The sequence below is a fragment of the uncultured Clostridium sp. genome (assembly GCF_963527835.1).
In the GTDB taxonomy this organism is placed as follows: Bacteria; Bacillota; Clostridia; order Clostridiales; family Clostridiaceae; genus Clostridium.
In genome coordinates, this window is record NZ_CAURTC010000028.1 from 30,477 (window position 1) to 51,784 (window position 21,308).

Below are 21,308 nucleotides of genomic sequence, written 5' to 3' on the forward strand. Positions count from 1 at the left end.
CTAAATACAATTTTAAGCTAATTAACAACTAAATTCCAATATGTATAACTTATGGTACATTCCTTTGCTGCACAATCAATGGATAGGTATAACATATTAATAAGCTATCACCATTAGAAAATATTAGTTTAGTTTTTGCCATTTTTCTAAATTGACTATTTAAACTTTCAAAAATTAAAAAATTAAATACAGCAGAAAAAGTAGCTAATTCTAAAAAGGCTGAAAAGATACTTAATGAATTAAATAAAGAGATATTAGGAGTTAATAAGACCAGCTATGTGAAGTCAAGCGAAATTTCTGAAAAAGCTATAAAATCTATAAAGAAAAAGTGGGGCCAAAAAGGCGTTGATGCCTTTGAAAAAGCAATGAATAAAGGAATAGTTGGAACAGAAGGACAAAATTTTGATAAAGCCATTAAAGGGAAAATCTTATAAAGGTAAATATACACATGAAATAAAAGTTAAAAATAAGGAGTATGGGGATTTTAGAATTTATGGGTATAAAGATAGCAGTAGAAAAATGATTTTTGAGTGTTTTGATAAAGATTACATTAATATGATTTATTTGGAGGTATTAATAATGGAATTAGAACAATGGTTAAAAGATCATGATATAAAGAAAATGGTAATGCAGAATTTAGAATTCTATTTAAGTGAATATAAGAAAGATGATGAAGAAGATTTTAACGAATTATTTAAAGATATGGATTTTGATAAAGTGAAATACGAATTTCACAGTGTTTCATATGTGATAAATATGTGGCACATTGCTGAGAATGAAGAGCGTAAATATATTTCTGCAAAAGTACGACTAGAATATGAAGAAAGTACGTTTGCAGAATATGAAGCAATTTATGATTTAGATGGTGAGGGTGAAGATGATTATTTAAGAATTGTATAAATTGAAGCATAATAAATAAGCCATCAGAAATATAAAATTTTTTAATAGCTAAATATAATATGTAAATTTTAATAAGGATTATGACATAGGTTCATAGTCCTTATTGTCTCTTAAAATAGCATAAATAATGTGGGTAAGTTTATGAGTTACCACTCCCACGGCAGTGAGATGGTGTTTACTTTCACTACGTTTCTTTAAATAATAATCATTAAGAGGACTTTCGTGTAAGGTACAAGTTGAAGAGCATAGGAATAAAGCTCTTCTAAGGTAAGGAGAACCCCGCTTTGACATTCTATTATTGTTAGCTAAAAATTGACCATATTGTTTAACTGTTGGATCAATACCAGCATAAGCTACTAGGCCTTTAGCACTTTTAAATCTTTTAATATCACCAATTTCGCTAAGAATAATAGCAGCAGTAACTTTACCTATTCCGGGAATAGATTCAAGATGTGAACCAAATTTAGTATAATAAAATTCAATTTCTACATCTAAGTCTTTAATTTGCTCTTCTATAAAAAGCACTTGTTTTATTAGTTGCTTAAGTTGAAATTTGAAAGCATCTTGAGCAAATTTTATTCCAAAAGTATTCTTAGCAGCGTCTTGTATTTTTTCAGCTTTGGCAAGGCCAAGCTGTCCTCGACTATGTTCTCTTAAAAATTCGGCTAATTTATCTGTATCAATTTCAAGAATTTCTTCAGGAGTTTGATATTTTTCCAATAGCTTTTTAGAACTTATTCCCCAAGTATCAGAAAATAACTTTTCATATTCAGGAAAAACTTGATCAAGCACAGTGATGATCCTGCATCTTAGTTCAGAAACACTATCAACCAAAGAAAGTCTATATCTACATAATTGCCTTAAAGAAAGAATTTTTTCATCAGCTAATTGTGTATTTGTAAACCTTCCAAATCTAATAACTTCAGCAATGATAAAGGAATCCTTTGTATCATTCTTAGTTTGGCGTATGTAAAGATTTCTAAAGCTATCAGATTGAATAGGATTTATAACATTAATTACATAACCTTTTTCTAAAAGAAATGAATATAAAGAAAGCCAATAATGCCCAGTAGCTTCAAGTCCAAAAATAACTTGTGAATCACCAATATTTTTATTAATTTGCTCAATTAATTTATTAGCGCCACTATGTAAATTGATGAATTTAATTGATTTACCGATGATAGCGCCGGTTTCATCAATAATAGTAGCTTCATGATTATTTTTACCAATATCAATACCAACAATAAACATTTAAACATCTCCTTTGTTTTTTTAGATAGAATCCTCTATGCAATGCAAGTTACATCCTGGTTAGATATACGAAGAATTATAATAATATAATCTACATCCAGCTTATACGCAATATCTCGCAGAGATGAGGTAACAGTCTTAGTGACGAGGTCAAAAGATGCCTCAAGGGGGCGTAGGCAAACCTCTATCTATACGAGAATATTGTCTCAAAATAAGAGGGATTAAACAATAGTAATAGAATAAATAACTTAAGAGATTATTAAGAATAATAATTAAAGCTTTTGGTGTGATTATTGTTTAATCTGTATGAGCTTATCATACCAGAGGATAGGTGAAGCTGAAAGATTAAAATATTATGAAAAATTAAAAGATGGTGTAATTGATGATACCGCATGGAGTAAATTAAGCAAATATTCTAAAAAAGAAAAAATTGATTTAAATAATATTTCATGGGACGAAAAAATGTCAATGATAGATAAATTTAAATCTAATATTATGGCAGATTCTGATTCTATGAAATATATAGAAGATAATGCTAATGAATTACTAAAATTATCTGATATTAGATTGAGTGAGTGTGTTGAGAATGGGTATAACGCTCAAGATTACTATAAAATATTAAATCAAGATAAAGCTACTAGAAATCCAGAAGAATACTTAAAATCATTAGAAAATACTAAATTGATTGAAAATTGGAATGAAACATTTTATGGGAATGACAGTAAAGTTGTACTAAGTTATATGCCTAAAGATGCTTATGAAAATTTTGTTTTAGAATATGGAACAATAGGCAGACCAGGGGAGAATGGTAGGCAATTTGTACTCCCACAAAAAATTGGTGATTCTATTGAAGGTAAATTAGCTGATTTAGGTTCTATTTCAAATTCTACATCTGAATTCAAAGTACAACTTGCTAAGGAATTAGGATTGCCTGAAGATGTTTTTGCTAATGGTGTAGTAAGGGTTGAAGTGCCTTTAGATAGTGATATTAATTTACACATTGTAAATGGAATTGAAGATGGCTGTAATTATCAATGGATTCCAGGAGGAAAAACAATAGGTGGAACTACGGAAGGCATAATTAAGCAAATTACAAGGGACAATTATCCAAAATTATATAATACAATTATTAATAATGTAAAGAGATAGTTTTAAAGTAGAGGAGACTATAAGTAGATGAATGAGAAATTAAATAGGGAAGGGTTATTAATTGCAATAAAAAGAAATGAGATTGATGAATTTTTAAGCGGAAGTGGGATGTATAGATTAGGATATAATCCCTACGCTCCTGGCAATACTATGTTAAATTTATCACCTGCAATGTCAGCTATATATAGTTACTATATTGATGAACCTGAAAAAAGGGTGGATTTAAAATTAGAGAATACATTACTAGATTGGTTAACGTGGAAATCAGGTATTGGAGTATATGCTGTATTTTCAGTTCTGAGTTATCAATTAAGAATGGAGTTAAGTAATAAATCATCATTTAAAATAAATAAAGATAAAATAAATAAAGAGTTAAAAAAAGCACTTGATATATATAAAGATGACTTGAAAGTACTTAAGGAATATGAAGGTGAGTCCTTAAAAGAAGGACTATGGGAAGCTATGCAGATTGAAAATAAAATAAATATTAAAAACTATGGAATAAAAATTCTATAATTTTAATGGTTAATAAATTAAATATTATGCATTTTTGATATTAATCTAACTGCATAATGATAATTCTGTAGTAAGTTTACAGACTACAACATGAAAAACATACTCTAAAAACTGCAAATAGCTATCAAAAGGGGGTTTTAATGCTGGTTGCCATAGGAAACATAGCATTATTCAGCAAAAACTTCTTTTGATGGCTAATTCAAGCTAATAGAAAAACTCTAATGGATGCTAATGAGGTATCGGTTGGAGTTTTTTTTCTAATAGTTAACATGGACACAATATGGATGCAGATTGGGTGTGATTTGGACACAGAAAACTTAGTAAAATCAATGGGTTGGGTGTATAGGTCTAAGTTTGAGTGCAATTCAGTTATAGAAAAAATATTCAACAATAAATAGTAAAATAAAATTAGATTGAAAGTATGCACTTGCGACCAAAACCGGTAGTATCAACGGTTTAATATGACCTAAATGTGATAAACTTATGACCTAGATAGAATTTGAAAACAAAAAATATAAATAGGTATATGAAATAAGCGGATAAAAAATGTAGATATTAATTTGTTATTTCTGATAAACAAAAGCAAGATGTTATATTGATATTGGATTTAGATAAGAAAAAAATCAATGAATTATATTTTAGTTCTTTAGTACAAAAGGTACATTAGCTATATCTACATCTACCTCTGTTAAAATAGCTGATATAGGTGTAGCAGTAAGAACTGGGATTGGTGGAGCAGAACTAGGGCTTGGAGTTTATAATTTTTCAAAAGGTTCAAATAATGGAAGTATTAAAGAAACAGATAAAAATAATAATGCTGCTAATAAGAAAGATTATGAGAAAGAAAGTAGTTCAAATAATAAAGGTAAAGATATAGAAAATAAAGTTCAAGGGAATGAAACTAAGGCGGCAGGTAAAACTGTTGAAGAAGTAAAACATGGAAATCAATATACTAGAGTGAATGGTAAAAAAGTACTAAAACCTGATGTTGAATATACTACAAAGGAAGGATATAAATATAAAACTAATAGTTCGGGAGCCATAGAAGAAGTAGAAGGAACATTAAAGCTTGGAGATGGTAAAAGAAGTTTGTATGCACAAAGAACTGTAGGTGGTGATTACAGACTTCCAGACGATGATGGTGGTCATTTAATTGGTTCACAATTTTTAGGCTCAGGAAAGATAGATAATCTAGTACCTATGAATTCTCAAATTAATAGAGCAGGTGGGAAATGGTACAATATGGAGACGGAGTGGGCTAATGCATTAAAAGAAAATCCACCTAAAAGTGTCTATGTTAAAATTGAATCAATATATGAGCCAGGAAATTCAAGACCAGTAAGTTTTGATGTAGAATATAGAATAGAAGGAATGAAGACTAAATTTATAGAAATATTAAATCAAGTAGGAGGTTAGTATAATGGAAACAAAGAAGATGGGAATTATTTATGGAGAAATTGCTAACAAATTAAATGAACTAATACCAGATGAATGGAGTAAAATATATTTATATGGAGAAGTTTTGGAGGATTCTAGAGAAGTATATTTCTATTTTGATTCTATGACTAGCAGCCATATAGTGTATGGACATGATATTCCTAAGACTTACAATGTTGATAAAAAAATATATCGTCAATTATTAAGAGAATTAGTGAAGTTAGTTGTTGGTTTGCATGTAGAATATAAAGAAAATAATGATAAGCAATGGACTAATCTTACTTTTTTATTAGATAGCAGTGGAAAATTTAATATTAAATTTAATTATGATGATATATTAAAATCTCCATTTTTATCAGGAGAAAGACAAATAATATGGGAGTATGAAGTTCTAGGTATTGAACCTACTAATGAAAATCATAAAGAAATAATAGATAGATACTTGAATAGTAAAGATGATGAGTAGTGGAAATATAAATTAACTGCAAAATACTATTTAAACTAACTACAAAATAAAATATAAGAATTATATAACTTATAAATTAAATAAAAGTATTAATAATAAACAATAAGTATAGAGTAATATTAAATGTAAAATAATAATTCTGTAGCTAGCGTGTAGAAAAAGAAAAATTTAAATCACTGATAAATCCAATAGATGTTGAAATGATATGCTCCATTTATAGTAGACAGTTAAAATAATAAAACTGTAACTATAGAGGGAGCATTTTATTATGAGAAGAAAATCTAATATATTACCACAAGTTAAGATAAAGCTTGTAGAAGATTATTTAGAAGGAAATATTGTAACTAGTGGTTAACCGACAGGTAGAGAAGCATCTGGACTTCTAGCAGCATTTCAATAACACTTGAAAAATTAGAGGAATACTTATTCATAGAAGGTATCTATTAAAAGAAAATTTATTATTATTTAGGGGAAATTAATATGTATGAAGAATTAGACGAATATTTATCAGGTTACTTTACAGATGATTACTGGTATGATGAGGGCTTTGGAATTGCTAGAGAGATTTTAGCGGGATTTAATGAATATGATTGTGAAAAGTTATTAGATAACATTCTTTCAAAATCTATGGAATGGCAAATTAGATTTGCTTATTGTGCTGATAGTGATATTAATGATGCAGTCATAATAAAAAGTTTGATTTTACTTTCTAGTATAGATAATGATGAGTTATTTGAAACATGCATTGATTCTTTAAGATGTATCGCTAATTCAAATAATATAGGGATAATATCAAGGGATAAAACAATCATGCAACGAGTTGAAAAAATACTTCCCAAATGCGGTATAGCTACACGAAAAATATTTGAGGATTTTATTAGAAAATTACAAGAATAAAAATATTCTAAGTGCATAATATTGCTTAAAGTAACTACAAAATTTGTGAACATGCATGAAGTTTTATAAAAAGTAGTATTTCAATATAATTTACTAAATCAGATATAAAAGACATACTGCATAATTATCATAATGAAGTAAGATGTAAAAAGTAAAAATTAATGAAGGTTAATGCTGATACAAAAGGCGTTAGCCTTTTTTCTATGTCTAAAATATTGAAAGGAGTAAATAAGAATGATAAATGAACTAGTACAGAAGTTCAAAATGCATTTAGAGGATTATGAAAAAAGTATAAAATAATAGAAATTTAAAAATAAGAAAATATTCAAAGTTAAAGAAAGCGACAAAACATTAATTTATTAATTTGTTTAATAAGTTTATTAGCTCCGCTATGAGAATTAGTAAATTTAATAGACTTACCGATGATAATGCTAGTTTCATTAATTATAGTAGCCTCATGATTGTTTTTACCAATATCAATACCAACAATATACATTAAAAACATCTCCTTTAAATATTTATATAGAATCCTCAGTGCAATGCAAGTTACATCCTGGTTAGATATACGATGAATTATAATAATATAATCAATATCCAGCTTATACGCAATATCTCGCAGAGATAAGGTAACAGTCTTAGTGACGAGGTTAAAAGATGCCTCAAGGGGACGTAAGTAAACCTCTATCTATACGGGAATATGGTCTCAAAATTAGAGGGATTAAACAATAAAAATAGAATAAATTACTCAAGAGATCATTAAGAATAATAATTAGAGTTTTTGAAATGACTATTATTTAATCTGTATGAGCTTATCATACCAGGGGATAAGTAATCCTAAAGTAACAGCAGGGCCTAATTTTAAAAATCATTTTCAAAGATATAGAAAATTATTAGAAAATATCACAGGAAAAAAGTATTCAAAATTAAAAGCAAATGGGCCAGAATTTTTGAATGATATATCTGAACTTATCAATAATGGAACATTTAAATATGTAGGTCAAAGTACTGGTATTCAAAATAGACCTGTTTGGAATATATATAAAGGAGAAGGACTTGTTGTTGCTACAAAAACTGATGGTGAATGGGTTACTTTGTTAGAAGATAGCGACACTGGTTTAGCAAAAACGATTGATACATTTATGATAAATAAGTAATACTTAATTTAAAATATTATGTATAGTGGATTAAATATTTTATTAGGAGGACATGTATGAATATATTAAATGAATTTAAATCTTTGTTTAGGGGTACAATAAGGCATTTGTGGAGATATGGAGTTATTGATGATAGTGAAGATATTGAAGAATTTGTAATGGATTCTACTTATATATTTATAGAAATGGAAAAAGGGTATATAAAATTAAAAAGTGTTGATGGTGATTCAAAAATTGAAGTTACAATTGTTGACAAAATAGAATATTTAGTAGATTTAGATGAAAAGATATGTAGAGGCAGTATTAATGATTTTGTTTTTGACTATCCAGTGTATGATTATTACATAAAGAAATTAGGAGGAATTAATGTTGTAATAAAACAGGACAAAGTAATTTGTGAGGCATTGCAGTTGTGTGTATGTATAAATAATACTATAGTACAAGATATATTTTTGGAGACAGGATTTAGTGGATTGCTAATAGGTCATATTTCTAGGAAAAATAAATGGGTTGAAAATTTTCATTTAGTAGAAGATGAAAGTGAAATAAAAGAGACATGGTTTTATGAGGATTAGGAGTAAATACTATATTAAAGAGAAACAATAAAAAATCTAGATAATGCTATATTAAAAGGAAAAATAAACAATGAAATTGAATTATATAGATGGTGGGTATGGATCTACAAGTTTAAAACCATCAACTGCAGATAATTTTGCAATGTTACATGATGATGAAGGCATATTTGCGTATGTAAAAGTATCTAATACGAATAGGGCTAATATAAATGCTATAAGTTCTGGAATAGATGAAAGTGAAATTCTTTTAGAAAGAGGTTTGACATATAAAATTGTAAAAGCATAGAAAGAAGATGGATATAAATACGTAATAATGGAGGTAAGTAAATAATGAGTGATAAACCAGCATCAGTAATAGAAAGATGGGCTTTAGATAAAGGGGTTAAGCAAGAAAATGTGTCTCAATGTTTCTTTTGTATTCATAGTAAAGGGGATTGTTGTTTAGCTTTTCCTGATGGTATACCAAAAGAAATTAAACGCAATTTTTTCATTCATACTAAGGCATATAAAGATGATAATGGAATACAATTTAAAGCAGAAAAAGAAGAGTATAATAGGATAGAATTTCAACCAATGAGGAAAAAAAGTTTAGATGAATTGAGAAAGAAAAAGTAAGTTAAAAGTGTATACAGAAGTTTGTATTAATTAACTTCATAAAAATTAAATAGTTATAAATATAGTAAAAGTAATAATTAATGAAAGAAAATTAACTGAATAATAATAATTCTGTAGTAAGTTTGGAGACTACCACAGGAAAAACATACTCTAAAAACTGCAAATAGTTATCAAAAGAGGGTTCTAATGTTAGTTGCTATAGGAAACATAGCGGATTCAGCAAAAACTTCTTTTGATGGCTAATTCAAGCTAATAGAAAAACTCTAATGGATGCTAATGAGGTATCGGTTGGAGTTTTTCTTTCTTAGCATTAATATTAGTAATTATGAGAGATTAAAGTTATCTAAATGGGGATGGCCACCAAAGGATGAGCTATATTTAAAGTATAAGGATGTCTATAATAATGATTTATATTATAATCAAGCTACAGGAAATATTAATTGGCCAAAAAATAATGGGTTTATTGAAGAATTTACAGGATATGAAACATTGGATTCAAGTATATTATTAGACCGATATGGTGAATCTACTGGTAATTTTTTTGCACCAGCAACAGATGCTTATAAAATAAGAGCATTAGCACCTCATAGTGAAACTGCAAACCATTATTATTATAGAACGATAAAAGATTTTGAGGTTACATCTGGTAAGGCAGCACCATGGTTTGGAAGTTCAGGGGGAGCAAAACAGTATATTAAATATCATCAAAATGGAAAACTTTATACAATAGATGAATTAATAGATAAAGGTTTAATTGAAGATGTAACTGATTTAGTTAAGGAAGGTTTGATAAAATGATAGAGAAATTAAAGAGTATATTAGGCAAAGAATATGTGGTAAAAGAAGAACAACTAGGAATAGAAGTTTATCATTTAACTAATTATGGAGTGAATCAAGAAACTTATATTAAAATAAAAAATCATATTAATACTTGGACTTTGTATGAGGTGCAACGAGGAGAGGGTTTTGAAATTTGTGAATTTGAAAATTATAATACAGCAATTTGTGGAGTATATATTTTAAGTAAAAAAATATTTGAACATCCTAAGGGAAACACATTAATTAGGCGTGAACTTAGTAAATGTAATGAAGATAATTCAGATATAATTATACAGATTTTAGAAAAAGAATTTAATAAAAAATTTTTCAGTTTAGGTAACTTAAAAAGAGGGGCTATTATCCTTGAAAGTGTTAATGGTTTTTATGATATTAATTATTGTGGAGTAAATAATGAAAAAATTAACATTGTAAGCGGACGTACATTTTCTAATGCGGTAATAGTATTCTATAATTATATTTTGTTATTGTTTGAATTTGAAAATTTAATAAAATATATAACATCAATAATTCAACTACCTAAAGAAATAGAAGAAAAGTTAAAATATTGTTATTTGAGAAAGTAAGAATATAAAAATAGTATATCATTATTGAATATATGAATCTTTAAATTTTTGTAGTAGAATTACAGGAGATTAAAGAAACTCTAAAATAATAATTATATTTGAAATTATAGTTGAGAATTTCAACATTAATGTTTGTGGCCTTTTAACTAGAACAATATATAGTGAAGTATGCAATATAGGAATTGGATAGTTATTAATAAAAAACAAAAAGACGAAGATATTTATGAAGCAAAAATAAAATTAGCAGAAGAATTAGTAAACTATGATAAAGTAAAGAACAATGAGCAAATAAAAGCATTGGTAGATTTTTTAGAGTATTTATTTTTAATTCAAAGTTCAGAAATAGAAAAGAAATATAACAATTATAAAAAGAAAAAAGGAGGGGTATTGAAAATGACTGTTGATGAAATAAGAAAATTACATTATACACAAAAAGGAAAAGAAGAAGGTAGAGAAGAAGGAATTAAGCAAGGAAAATTAGAAATAGCAAAAAATTTACTAGATATTCTAGATAATAAAACAATATCAGAAAAAACTGGATTAACAGAAAAAGAAGTAGATGCTCTTAGGATGAAAAAAAGTCATTAATATATTTTAGAAACACTTAGGATTTAATCATCTTAGGTGTTTTTTATTTTTGTCAATTTTAATAACAACTAATATTAATGGAATATATTATTTAGAGTTAGAAGGTGCATCTACTAGCTCATTACTTGACATTAAAAAAGGACAAGATCTTTTCAAGATATAAATATGAGTTATGATTAATTAATAAATGAAATCCTAAAAAATTATGAAGGATATGTATTTACTCAATGTATGAGCAACCTATAATAAATGAGTTTGAGGATTTTTATTGTATTTTGAAGAAAATAGATGCAGATGATAATTTAATACAATATATTGGAATAATATTACAAAAAATAGGAATGGTATAAGATAATGTCGGTATAATATTATTATTGAAAAAGGAATAGTAGTTTATGATAAATTTAATAGTTAAGCGTAGTATTAAAAACAGCCTCAATAAATAATTATTGTGACTGTTTTTCTTATTAATAAATTTAATCTATTTTCTTCTATTAGAAGTTTTAGGTTTAAAATTACTTTTAGATTTTTTATTTAAAGAATTATTGGCGCTTTCTATATTTTTACCGTTTGAACTAGATTTAGAAGTGGACTTTTTGTTACTAGTTCTATTAGAAGCTCCATTATTATTCTTATTTGAATTATTGTCTGTATTGTTATTAGATGATTTATTTCTATTATTTTTGCCTTGATATCCAAGTTTAGCTGGTGTAAAACCAATTAAACACTCTTTACCATTACCAATTAAATCTTCTCTATGTGCTGTAATTAAGGCCTTTTTTACTTTTTTATGATTTTTAGGTATAGAAAATTGAATTAAAGCTCTTTGCATTTCTTTTTCTTCTTGAGTTTTTGGAACATAAACTTCTTCTCCAGTAAGAGGATTAAATCCAGTATAGTACATAGTAGTTGATAAGCTTCCAGGAGTAGGATAAAAATCTTGTACTTGTTCTGGTGTATATCCCATTTCTTTAACGTATTGTGCAAGCTCTATTGCTGCATTTAAATCAGAACCAGGGTGAGAAGACATTAAATAAGGTACAAGGAATTGTTTCTTATTTAATTTTTTGTTTATATTAAAATATTTATCAACAAATCTATCATATACTTCTCTTGTTGGTTTTCCCATTTGATTTAACACTTTTGGAACAACATGTTCTGGAGCTACTTTTAATTGACCACTTATATGATGTTCACACAATTCTTTAAAGAAAGAATCGTTTTTATCGTGAATTAAGTAATCATATCTAATACCTGAACGAATAAATACTTTTTTTATACCAGGTAATTGTCTAACTTTTTTTAATAAAGAAAGATATTCAGTATGATCAATCTTTAAATTTTTACAAGGCGCTGGAAACATACATTGTTTAGTTTTACACGTTCCGTGTACTTCTTGTTTTTTACAGGCTCTATGTCTAAAATCAGCAGTTGGACCACCAATATCATGAATATATCCTTTAAAATCAGGAAAAGTAGTTAATAATTTTGCTTCATCAACTATAGAATTTTGGCTTCTATTTTGAATTACTCTTCCTTGATGGAATGTTAATGCACAAAATGAGCATGAACCAAAACATCCTCTATGACTTGTTATTGAAAATCTAACTTCTTGGATTGCAGGTATTCCACCATCAGCTTCATACATTGGATGGTAAGTTCTTGTATAAGGTAAATTATATGTAATATCCATTTCCTCTTGTGTTAAGTTTTCTTGAGGTGGATTTTGAACTAGATATCGATCACCGTATTTTTGTATTACTGTTTTACCAATAATTGAATCTTGTTCATAATATTCTAATTTATAAGCTTCTGAATAAGCATTTTTATCACTTACTACTTCTTCATATGATGGAACAATAACTGGGTTTTCAATATGCGATATATCATTAGTTAAGTAACATGTACCTCGAACATTAGTGATATTTTTTATATTGGCGCCATATCTTAATAAATCAGCAATTTGAACTACTGTTTTTTCTCCCATACCATACATCAATAAATCTGCTTTAGAATCTAGAAGAATACCTCTTCTTACTTTATTATCCCAATAATCATAATGAGCAAATCTTCTAAGACTTGCTTCTATGCCACCAATTGCAATTGCTACATCTTTAAAAGCTTCTCTTATTCTATTACAATAAACAATTACAGCTCTGTCAGGCCTATGTCCTGATTTACCACCTGGAGAATATAAATCTTCGCTTCTACGTTTTTTTGCAGCAGTATAATGGTTAACCATAGAATCTATATTGCCTGAATTAACTAAAAATCCATACTTAGGTCGTCCTAATTTTTTAAAGTCCTCACAATCATTCCAATCAGGTTGTGCAATAATTCCAACTGTAAAACCCTCAGATTCAAGAGTTCTTCCAATTATAGCAGTACCAAAAGATGGATGATCAACATAGGCATCTCCGGTTACAATTATAAAATCTAATTGTTCAATACTTCTTTTTACTAAATCTTCTTTACATATAGGTAAAAATTCTTTACAAAGTTTCATATATTAATTAACTCCAATTCATATATTAATTTAAATTCATATTACTAAGGTGTATAAATAACTTAAGTGTATATTTTGGTAATATATTGATAAATGTATAAGTAAAGCTGAACAGATAATTGAACTTAGGAATATTACAATTACAATGCCAATTTACTATTGTATATATCAACATATGATAAAAACATACTCAATTTATAAAACATATACTATTTTCAAGTATATGTTAATTTCATTAATAGTATTTAACAAGCATTTATCAAGGGTTAAGACACATTTAACCTATGAATAATAACTCAGTTTATATTAACATACGCAAGATTACTTTACAAATAACAATAATTATTATTTTAGTAAAATAGTCGCAAGTTTTAAATAAATAATAATCATACATTTCAGAACAACGGTAACATTGTAATATAAGGGGCTTTGGCAGAAAAAAATTTGTTGCCTTTTTGCATCTATGTAATATAATAATTAGTAGAAATAAACAAGATGATGACGTAATTTGAATTTTTTATTCTTTAGAAAATTATATTATTAAAGAAGCTAAGGATAACTCAAATTATACTGTAGATTATAAGGTGGTGTAAAAGATGGAGGCTGGACCTCAGATTATTAATAATTTAAAATTACAACTTAATATATTTAGGAAGAGCTGTTCATCTATTTAAATGCAATGAAAGTTCTTTCTGAAAACATAGAGGAGGAATCTTTCATGAAGAAATTATCAGTATTTTTATATACAAGTATTTTATTTAAAAATATTTACGATGAATTTGGGGATGCTCTAGGAGAATTAAGAGATGTTTATGTAACAACAGAAGAGGGATATCCAAGAGTTATAGGCTACAAACTTAGGAAGGATGGAATTACATTTCATTATGAGTTTAGATATATAGAATTTTTAGATGATAATGGAGATGTAAAGATAAGAACAAGAGGAAGCAAAGAAATACTTCCAATGACTTATACTTATCTTCTTTCAAAAAATTTATTAGACAAAAAAATAGTAGATATAAATGGCAAACAAGTAGTACGTGTTAATGATTTAAGAATTGCTGAAATAGCAGGGGAATATAGAGTTGTGGCAGTTGAAACAGGGCCACTTGCAAGATACAGAAGATTGAATGTTGCAGGAATTGCTAAATGTTTATATAAAATTTTAGGCAAAGATTATGAAGACAAAGTTTTAATGTGGGAAGATGTTGAATCATTAGAAATGGTTGATAATAATTTAAAGTTAGTAGTACCATATCAAAAATTATCAACATTACATCCAGCTGATCTTGCAGATATATTAGAAGATTTAGATGCAAGATCTAGAAAGCAAATATTTGAATCATTAGATGAGGATCTAGCTGCAGATACATTAGAAGAAATAGATCCAGAATATAAAGGTAGTATAATTAAGGATTTATCAGAAACTAAAGCAGCTGAAGTATTAGAAAATATGGCTAATGATGAAATAGCTGACCTTTTAGATGATTTAGATGAAGAGGAAAGAGAAAAAATATTAATAAATCTAGAAAAAGAAGATGCAAAAGAAGTTAAAGAATTATTAGAATATGAAGATGAAACTGTTGGTAGTATCATGAGTAAAGAGTTTATATCATTAAATTTAGATATAACAATTTCTGATGCACTAGATATACTTAAAGAAATGCAACCTGATGAAGAAGTCATGTATTATATATATATAACAAATGAAGAAGACAAAATTGAAGGTATGATTTCATTAAGAGATTTAATAATAAATGATAGTACTAAAAAAATAAAAGATATAATGGATGAAACTGTTTCACGTGTAAAACATGATGATGAAATAAATGAAGCAATAGAAGCAGCGGCTAAATATGATTTGGTTACAGTACCAGTAGTTGATGATGAAGATAGACTAGTTGGAATAGTGATAATCCATGATTTAATAGATGAATTTTTATTCCCTTTTTGGAAAAAGAAAAATTAAATTATTTTTTGAAATTATATTGACTTTTTTTTGAAATAACATATAATGAAACTATAAAAGCATATCAATTTACTCAGAATTAAAAACTGTGAAAAAGTAAAGTAGCATAAAGGAAAGTTTACAGAGAGAAAAAAGAAAGCTGGAATTTTTTCATCAAGAATTTATGTGAAGTGCACTTTGGAGTTGAAATCTGAATTAAGCATTTTAAATGTTTATATTAAGATTTTTCGGAATCACCCGTTATAGTGATGATGCATAAATTTGTGCTAAATTTCAAGAGGAATTAAATTTATTTAATTCAATTAGAGTGGAACCGCGGATATAACTTCGTCTCTATATTTTTATAAGAGATGGAGTTTTTTATTTTATATAAAATGAAAAAAATAATAAGATTTCTGGGTATAAAATAATTAGAAATCTTATATCAAAAAAATTAGACAATATGTAAATTACTAAAAATGAATGCTAAGGGGGAGAAAAAATGATTTATAATGGAATATTAGAATTAATAGGAAAAACACCAATTTTAAAATTAAATAATTTAGTTAATGGTGATAATATGGCAGAGGTTTATGTTAAATTAGAGAAATTTAATCCAGGTGGAAGTGTAAAAGATAGAGCAGCACTTGGTATGATAGAAAAAGCAGAAAAAGAAGGTCTATTAAAAAAAGGATCAATCATAGTTGAACCTACAAGTGGAAATACAGGTATAGCACTTGCTTTAATAGGCAAATTAAAAGGATATAAAGTTATAATAGTTATGCCTGAAACAATGAGTAAAGAAAGAAGAGATTTAATTAAGGCGTATGGGGCAGAATTAATATTAACAGATGGAAGTAAAGGCATGAAAGGTGCTATTGAAAAAGCATTAGAAATTGGTGTTGGAGATGAATACTTTATTCCTCAACAATTTGAGAATATAGCTAATCCAGAAAAACACTATGAAACAACTGCAGAAGAAATTTATAAAGATATACCGGATTTAGATGCTATTGTTGCTGGGGTTGGAACTGGTGGAACATTAGTTGGAATATCAAAAAATTTAAAGAATAAAAATGCTGAAATAAAAGCAGTGGCAGTAGAGCCATTTTCATCACCAGTATTAAGTGGAGGAAAACCAGGGGCTCACAAAATACAGGGTATAGGAGCGGGATTTATACCAGGAATATATGAAGAAAAATATATAGATGAAATTTTAAAGGTAAAAGACGAAGATGCATTAAAAATTACTAAGGATGTTGCACAAACAGAAGGTGTTTTAGTAGGAATATCAGCTGGAGCTTCCATATATGGAGCTATTGAAATAGCAAAAAAATTAGGAAAAGGAAAAAAAGTATTAGCAATTGCACCAGATGGAGGAGAAAAATATATATCAATGGGAATATATGATTAATAAAGTTAGGTGATGTTTTGATATATGCATAAGTAAAGGTGTACTGAGTAATTAAACTTATGAATGCTAAAATGACTATAGTTAAGTTACAATACCACTTTACCTATTGTATATATCAAAATTATATTAAAATATAAACTAAAATTAAATTCTATTGAATTTTATTGAAGAAGGAGAATGGAATTGTGTTTAAAAATTTAAATTATGATTTAGAAAGGGTTTTAATAAATGATCCGGCTGCTAAAAGTAAGGTGGAAGTATTACTTTTATATCCATGTATTCATGCTCTTATAGCTTATAGAATTTCACATTTTTTATATAAGCACAAGTTTTTCTTTTTAGCTAGATTTATTTCTCAATTATCACGTTTTCTTACAGGAATAGAAATTCATCCAGGTGCAACCATAGGAAGAGGGCTATTTATAGATCATGGGATGGGAGTTGTTATTGGAGAAACTGCTGAAATTGGTAATGATGTTATTTTATATCATGGAGTAACTCTTGGTGGTACTGGTAAAGATAAAGGTAAGAGACATCCAACAGTAGGAAATAATGTTCTTATAGGGGCAGGTGCAAAAGTTTTAGGTCCAATTAATATTGGAGACAATGCTAAAATAGGTTCTAATGCAGTTGTATTGCATGATGTTCCACAAGGGGCAACAACAGTAGGGGTTTCTGCTAGAAACATTGTTAGAACTAAGGCTTCTATAATTGAAATAGAAGATTTAAAAGGAATAAAGAAAAAAATTTATAATGAAATGATAATTTAGAGGAATATATGATGATGGGAGTAAAAGATCAAATAATTAAAACCTGTTCTTCTTTAGGAATAGACTCAATAGGTTTTATAAAGTGTAGAAGGTTTGATGAACTAAAGAACTTTTATAAAGATAGAAAAGATTTAAATTTGCAAAATGAATTTGAAGAGGATGATATAGAGAAAAGAATAAATCCAATTCAATATTTAAAAGAGGGGAAAACTATAATTTCTATAGCTTTCCCTTATTTGACTTCTGAATCAAATAATAATAATGGTTTTTCTGTATACACAAAGGGTATGGATTATCACTATGTAGTAAATAAATACTTAAAAATTATTTGCGAAATAATAGAATCTCATGGTGGAAAAGCCAAAAGTTTTGTTGATAGCAATTCGTTACCTGAAAGATATATAGCTTATTTAGGTGGAGTTGGATTTATTGGAAAAAATAATTTACTTATAAATAAGAAATATGGTTCATATATTTTCTTAGGTGAGATAATAACTGATTTAGAGATTTATGATGAAGATAAAGGTACATTTGAAGATATGAATTTATTTAAGGAATGTGGTGAATGCAAAGAATGCTACGTAGCATGTCCAACTAAAGCTATTAATTCTAATAAAAAAAATTGCAATATATGTTTATCTTATATTACTCAAAAAAAAGATTTAGAGAATTGGGAAATAGAAAAATTGCAGGGAAGAATGTTTGGATGTGATACATGTCAATTGGTATGCCCTTATAATATAGATAAAGAATTATCTAAAATACCAGAATTTCTGCCTTTTGATTTTATGATTAATAATAATGAAGAATTTATTATTAATATGGGAAATGGACAATTTAAGGAAAGTTTTAAGAATACATCTTGTGGATGGAGAGGGAAAAATATCTTGAAAAGAAATGCTTTGATTAGAAGTAAAATGTATTTAAAAAGCAATAATTTAGACCAAAATCAAAAGTTTGAATCACCATATTTAAATGAGTATATAAATAGACTTTTCCAAAAAACTAGAATATAATTATTATATATAAAGAGATATAGAGATTAGAGCAGGAGTGAGAAATATGCTATCACCAACTATAGTAAAAATATTAGAAATGTTACCAGAAAGTTTTCTTGTGAATTTTGGTAAAATGAAAATTGCGAATTATATAAAAAAATATGCAAATATAACCTTAAAAGGAATTGAAAATATAGATAAAGCTAAAAAACCTAGAATTTTTATATGTAATCATTTAAGTAACGCAGATGGATTAGTGTTAGATCGAATATTAAGAGAAAAAAGTGATCCATATTTTATTGCAGGTGCTAAGTTAAGTGATGATCTTATAACAAGATTAGGAACAAAAGTTATAAAAAACATTCCTATAAAGCCTAATTCACCAGATAAAGATGCTATAACAAGAATTGTTAAGACTCTCAGAGCTGGAAATGATATTTTAATTTTCCCAGAAGGAACTAGAAGTAGGACTGGCGCTATGATTGAAGGTAAAAAAGGAATATTATTAATGGCTAGAATGTCAAAAGCAGAAATAATTCCTATTGGAATGTGTGGAACAGAAAAGCTTCTTCCTATAAGTAAAAGTGGAGATATGGGAGGAGAAAAATGGCAAAATGCTGATGTTAGCATAAATGTAGGACAAAAAATAGAACTTCCAAAGAAAAATGAAAATGAAGATAAACATGAATATGATGATAGATGTCTCCATATATTAATGAAGAGTATAGCGAACTTATTACCTGAAGAATACAGGGGAGTTTATAAATAAGAGGAGATTGTAAATAATATGAAAGTAAGGACACAAAAGATTTTAGATATTCTAAAAGAAACTTACCCAGATGCTAAATGTGAATTAAATTATGAAACACCTTTTCAACTGTTAGTGGCTACGATTTTATCAGCACAGACTACTGATAAAAAGGTTAATGAAGTTACGCAAACTTTATTTAAAGATTACCCTGACTTAGATTCCTTTTTAATTATAACAAATGAAGAATTAGAGCAAAGAATAAAACAAATAGGGTTATATCGTAACAAGTCTAAAAATTTAATACTTATGTTTAGACAATTAAAAGAAAAATTTAATGGGGAAGTTCCAGGAACCATGGAAGGAATAACTTCGCTTGCAGGAGCAGGCAGAAAGACAGCAAATGTAGTTTTATCAAACGCTTTTGGAGTGCCATCAATAGCTGTAGATACTCATGTTTTTAGAGTGTCAAATAGATTAGATCTTGCAAATTCTGAAAATGTATTAGAAGTTGAAATGCAGTTACAAAAAGAGTTACCTAAAAGTGAGTGGTCGTTAACTCATCATTTGCTAATATTTCATGGAAGAAGATGTTGCATTTCTAGAAATCCTAAATGTAAGGAATGTCCATTAAATAACATATGTAAATATGACGATAAAAAATAGTCTTAGTTTCAGTAAAGTGTTGATATATTGAATACCATTTTATCTATTGCATATATCAACACATATTTAAAACAGAGCCATTAAATAGCAGATAGTTAGAACCACTAGTAATTTAAAGGTTATTATTAGTGGTTCTTTAATTTTTGCAAAAAATTTATTAATATATAATTATAAGATATATTAAAATTAATAGACTATTATTAATATACAAAATAATATTGAACTAAAATATTGGAGGTAACTTATGAAAGTTGGAGTAATAATGGGTGGTATTTCATCAGAAAGGGAAATATCTTTAAAAAGTGGTAAATCAATAGTTCATAGTATAAATAAAGATAAATATGAAGTGGTTTCTATAGTTATTGATGAAAAAGAAGATATAATAAATAAAGTTAAAGGAATTGATTTTGCACTTTTAGCATTACATGGTCAATTTGGAGAAGATGGAACGGTTCAATCAGTTCTTCAAACACTTGGAATACCATACTCAGGCTGTGGTCCATTAAGTAGCTCTATGTGCATGGATAAGGACATAAGTAAATGTATATTAAAAGCTGCTAATATAAGAACAGCACCTTGGATAAATCTAAGAAGAAATGATAAAATAAATTATGAAGAAATAGAAAAAATGGGATATCCAGTAGTAGTAAAACCAACTCATGGAGGATCAAGTGTTGCTACATTTATAATAAAAGAAGAAAAAGATATAAAAGATGCTGTGACAGAAGGGTTTAAATGGGACAGCGAAGTTATTATAGAAAAATTTATAAAAGGTGATGAAATAACTTGTCCTGTATTCGTTGATAAGATGTTACCAGTTGTAGCAATAAAGCCAAAAGCTGAATTTTTTGATTTCACTGCAAAATATGCAGATGGAGGATCAGATGAATTTGTAACAGAACTTCCAAAAGAATTACATGAAGAAGTAGAAAAAATGGCTTTAGCAACATACAAAGCATTAAAATGTGAAGTTTATTCAAGAGTTGATATGATAGTAACTGAAGATAAAGTTCCATATATTTTAGAAGTTAATACTCTACCAGGAATGACTCCTAACAGTTTAATTCCTAAGAGTGCAGCAGGACTTAATATATCATTTGAAAAACTTATAGACATGATAATTGATGAATCAATGAAGGTTATTAGATAAAATACATTGATTTGAATATAAAAACTTTAACTAAATTTTAACCATTATAAAATAATAATCATATAGCATAGAGATAAGTATCTGCATAAATGCTTGTCTCTATTTGTTGTGTGCCCAGCATGGGCACGTACTAATCGGTGAAAGTCCGTAATGGGGG

The 21,308-nt window shown here is 27.6% G+C and carries 25 protein-coding genes and 1 other annotated feature; of the genes, 22 read left to right on the top strand and 3 right to left on the bottom strand.

Features of this window, described 5'->3' with window-relative positions:
* Positions 1-278: 278 nt before the first annotated feature.
* Positions 279-434, top strand: a complete 156-nt coding sequence (locus tag RYM86_RS13140) for a hypothetical protein (RefSeq protein WP_315081018.1) — start codon at positions 279-281, stop codon at positions 432-434.
* On the top strand, positions 403-900 hold the full coding sequence (locus tag RYM86_RS13145) for a hypothetical protein (RefSeq protein WP_315081019.1): 498 nt from the start codon (positions 403-405) through the stop codon (positions 898-900). Before RYM86_RS13140 ends, RYM86_RS13145 begins: the two co-directional genes overlap by 32 nt.
* 78 nt (positions 901-978) lie before the next feature.
* On the opposite strand, the gene RYM86_RS13150 is transcribed toward RYM86_RS13145, so the two are convergent.
* Positions 979-2,151 (bottom strand): IS110 family transposase, encoded by a 1,173-nt coding sequence (locus tag RYM86_RS13150; RefSeq protein WP_315081021.1) that lies wholly within the window; start codon positions 2,149-2,151, stop codon positions 979-981.
* A gap of 306 nt (positions 2,152-2,457) precedes the next feature.
* Between RYM86_RS13150 and RYM86_RS13155 the strand changes: the two genes are divergently transcribed.
* The 5 genes from RYM86_RS13155 to RYM86_RS13175 all read left to right on the top strand — a co-directional run bounded on the left by RYM86_RS13155 (position 2,458) and on the right by RYM86_RS13175 (position 6,616).
* Entirely contained in the window at positions 2,458-3,300 is an 843-nt protein-coding gene (locus RYM86_RS13155; RefSeq protein WP_315081023.1) for a hypothetical protein, read from the top strand.
* 27 nt (positions 3,301-3,327) lie between these two features.
* Complete coding sequence (locus tag RYM86_RS13160) at positions 3,328-3,816, top strand: hypothetical protein (protein WP_315081025.1); 489 nt, start codon at positions 3,328-3,330, stop codon at positions 3,814-3,816.
* 957 nt (positions 3,817-4,773) lie between these two features.
* Positions 4,774-5,232 carry a DNA/RNA non-specific endonuclease gene (locus tag RYM86_RS13165; protein ID WP_315081026.1) on the top strand — a complete coding sequence of 153 codons (459 nt, stop codon included), beginning with the start codon at positions 4,774-4,776 and terminating at the stop codon, positions 5,230-5,232.
* 4 nt (positions 5,233-5,236) lie between these two features.
* A complete protein-coding gene (locus RYM86_RS13170; protein WP_315081028.1) occupies positions 5,237-5,719 on the top strand; it encodes an antitoxin YezG family protein in 483 nt (160 codons plus the stop codon).
* Between the two features lie 480 nt (positions 5,720-6,199).
* Entirely contained in the window at positions 6,200-6,616 is a 417-nt protein-coding gene (locus RYM86_RS13175) for a hypothetical protein (RefSeq protein ID WP_315081030.1), read from the top strand.
* 331 nt (positions 6,617-6,947) lie between these two features.
* Here RYM86_RS13175 and RYM86_RS13180 read toward each other — a convergent pair whose 3' ends face one another.
* Positions 6,948-7,112 carry a transposase gene (locus RYM86_RS13180; RefSeq protein ID WP_315081031.1) on the bottom strand — a complete coding sequence of 55 codons (165 nt, stop codon included), beginning with the start codon at positions 7,110-7,112 and terminating at the stop codon, positions 6,948-6,950.
* Between the two features lie 307 nt (positions 7,113-7,419).
* Between RYM86_RS13180 and RYM86_RS13185 the strand changes: the two genes are divergently transcribed.
* The 8 genes from RYM86_RS13185 to RYM86_RS13220 all read left to right on the top strand — a co-directional run bounded on the left by RYM86_RS13185 (position 7,420) and on the right by RYM86_RS13220 (position 11,301).
* Positions 7,420-7,770, top strand: coding sequence for a hypothetical protein (locus tag RYM86_RS13185; protein WP_315081032.1), 351 nt, complete (start codon positions 7,420-7,422; stop codon positions 7,768-7,770).
* 56 nt (positions 7,771-7,826) lie between these two features.
* A complete protein-coding gene (locus RYM86_RS13190; RefSeq protein ID WP_315081033.1) occupies positions 7,827-8,345 on the top strand; it encodes a hypothetical protein in 519 nt (172 codons plus the stop codon).
* A 70-nt stretch (positions 8,346-8,415) separates the two neighbouring features.
* Entirely contained in the window at positions 8,416-8,631 is a 216-nt protein-coding gene (locus RYM86_RS13195; RefSeq protein ID WP_315081034.1) for an ADP-ribosyltransferase, read from the top strand.
* Positions 8,632-8,675: 44 nt separating this feature from the next.
* The gene (locus tag RYM86_RS13200) at positions 8,676-8,960 is read left to right on the top strand and encodes a hypothetical protein (RefSeq protein WP_315081035.1); all 285 of its coding nucleotides are present in this window, start codon (positions 8,676-8,678) and stop codon (positions 8,958-8,960) included.
* A 288-nt stretch (positions 8,961-9,248) separates the two neighbouring features.
* The gene (locus RYM86_RS13205; RefSeq protein WP_315081037.1) at positions 9,249-9,758 is read left to right on the top strand and encodes a TNT domain-containing protein; all 510 of its coding nucleotides are present in this window, start codon (positions 9,249-9,251) and stop codon (positions 9,756-9,758) included.
* Entirely contained in the window at positions 9,755-10,363 is a 609-nt protein-coding gene (locus RYM86_RS13210) for a hypothetical protein (protein ID WP_315081039.1), read from the top strand. The genes RYM86_RS13205 and RYM86_RS13210 overlap by 4 nt, the downstream gene beginning before the upstream one ends.
* Before the next feature lie 168 nt (positions 10,364-10,531).
* Positions 10,532-10,951, top strand: a complete 420-nt coding sequence (locus tag RYM86_RS13215) for a hypothetical protein (RefSeq protein ID WP_315081040.1) — start codon at positions 10,532-10,534, stop codon at positions 10,949-10,951.
* A 227-nt stretch (positions 10,952-11,178) separates the two neighbouring features.
* Entirely contained in the window at positions 11,179-11,301 is a 123-nt protein-coding gene (locus RYM86_RS13220; protein WP_315081041.1) for a hypothetical protein, read from the top strand.
* Between the two features lie 131 nt (positions 11,302-11,432).
* Here RYM86_RS13220 and RYM86_RS13225 read toward each other — a convergent pair whose 3' ends face one another.
* A complete protein-coding gene (locus RYM86_RS13225; protein WP_315081042.1) occupies positions 11,433-13,457 on the bottom strand; it encodes a YgiQ family radical SAM protein in 2,025 nt (674 codons plus the stop codon).
* A 718-nt stretch (positions 13,458-14,175) separates the two neighbouring features.
* Between RYM86_RS13225 and RYM86_RS13230 the strand changes: the two genes are divergently transcribed.
* The 7 genes from RYM86_RS13230 to RYM86_RS13260 all read left to right on the top strand — a co-directional run bounded on the left by RYM86_RS13230 (position 14,176) and on the right by RYM86_RS13260 (position 21,151).
* Positions 14,176-15,426, top strand: a complete 1,251-nt coding sequence (locus RYM86_RS13230; RefSeq protein WP_315081043.1) for a magnesium transporter MgtE N-terminal domain-containing protein — start codon at positions 14,176-14,178, stop codon at positions 15,424-15,426.
* 79 nt (positions 15,427-15,505) lie between these two features.
* Positions 15,506-15,764: a binding site (T-box leader), on the top strand.
* Positions 15,765-15,907: 143 nt separating this feature from the next.
* Positions 15,908-16,819 carry a cysteine synthase A gene (cysK, locus tag RYM86_RS13235; protein ID WP_315081044.1) on the top strand — a complete coding sequence of 304 codons (912 nt, stop codon included), beginning with the start codon at positions 15,908-15,910 and terminating at the stop codon, positions 16,817-16,819.
* A 185-nt stretch (positions 16,820-17,004) separates the two neighbouring features.
* Positions 17,005-17,589, top strand: a complete 585-nt coding sequence (gene epsC, locus RYM86_RS13240; protein ID WP_315081045.1) for a serine O-acetyltransferase EpsC — start codon at positions 17,005-17,007, stop codon at positions 17,587-17,589.
* Between the two features lie 14 nt (positions 17,590-17,603).
* Positions 17,604-18,605 (top strand): tRNA epoxyqueuosine(34) reductase QueG, encoded by a 1,002-nt coding sequence (gene queG, locus RYM86_RS13245; protein ID WP_315081050.1) that lies wholly within the window; start codon positions 17,604-17,606, stop codon positions 18,603-18,605.
* Positions 18,606-18,651: 46 nt separating this feature from the next.
* Positions 18,652-19,356, top strand: coding sequence for a lysophospholipid acyltransferase family protein (locus RYM86_RS13250; protein WP_315081046.1), 705 nt, complete (start codon positions 18,652-18,654; stop codon positions 19,354-19,356).
* An 18-nt stretch (positions 19,357-19,374) separates the two neighbouring features.
* Positions 19,375-20,001 carry an endonuclease III gene (nth, locus tag RYM86_RS13255; RefSeq protein WP_315081048.1) on the top strand — a complete coding sequence of 209 codons (627 nt, stop codon included), beginning with the start codon at positions 19,375-19,377 and terminating at the stop codon, positions 19,999-20,001.
* A gap of 244 nt (positions 20,002-20,245) precedes the next feature.
* Positions 20,246-21,151, top strand: a complete 906-nt coding sequence (locus RYM86_RS13260) for a D-alanine--D-alanine ligase (RefSeq protein ID WP_315081049.1) — start codon at positions 20,246-20,248, stop codon at positions 21,149-21,151.
* Positions 21,152-21,308: the final 157 nt, after the last annotated feature.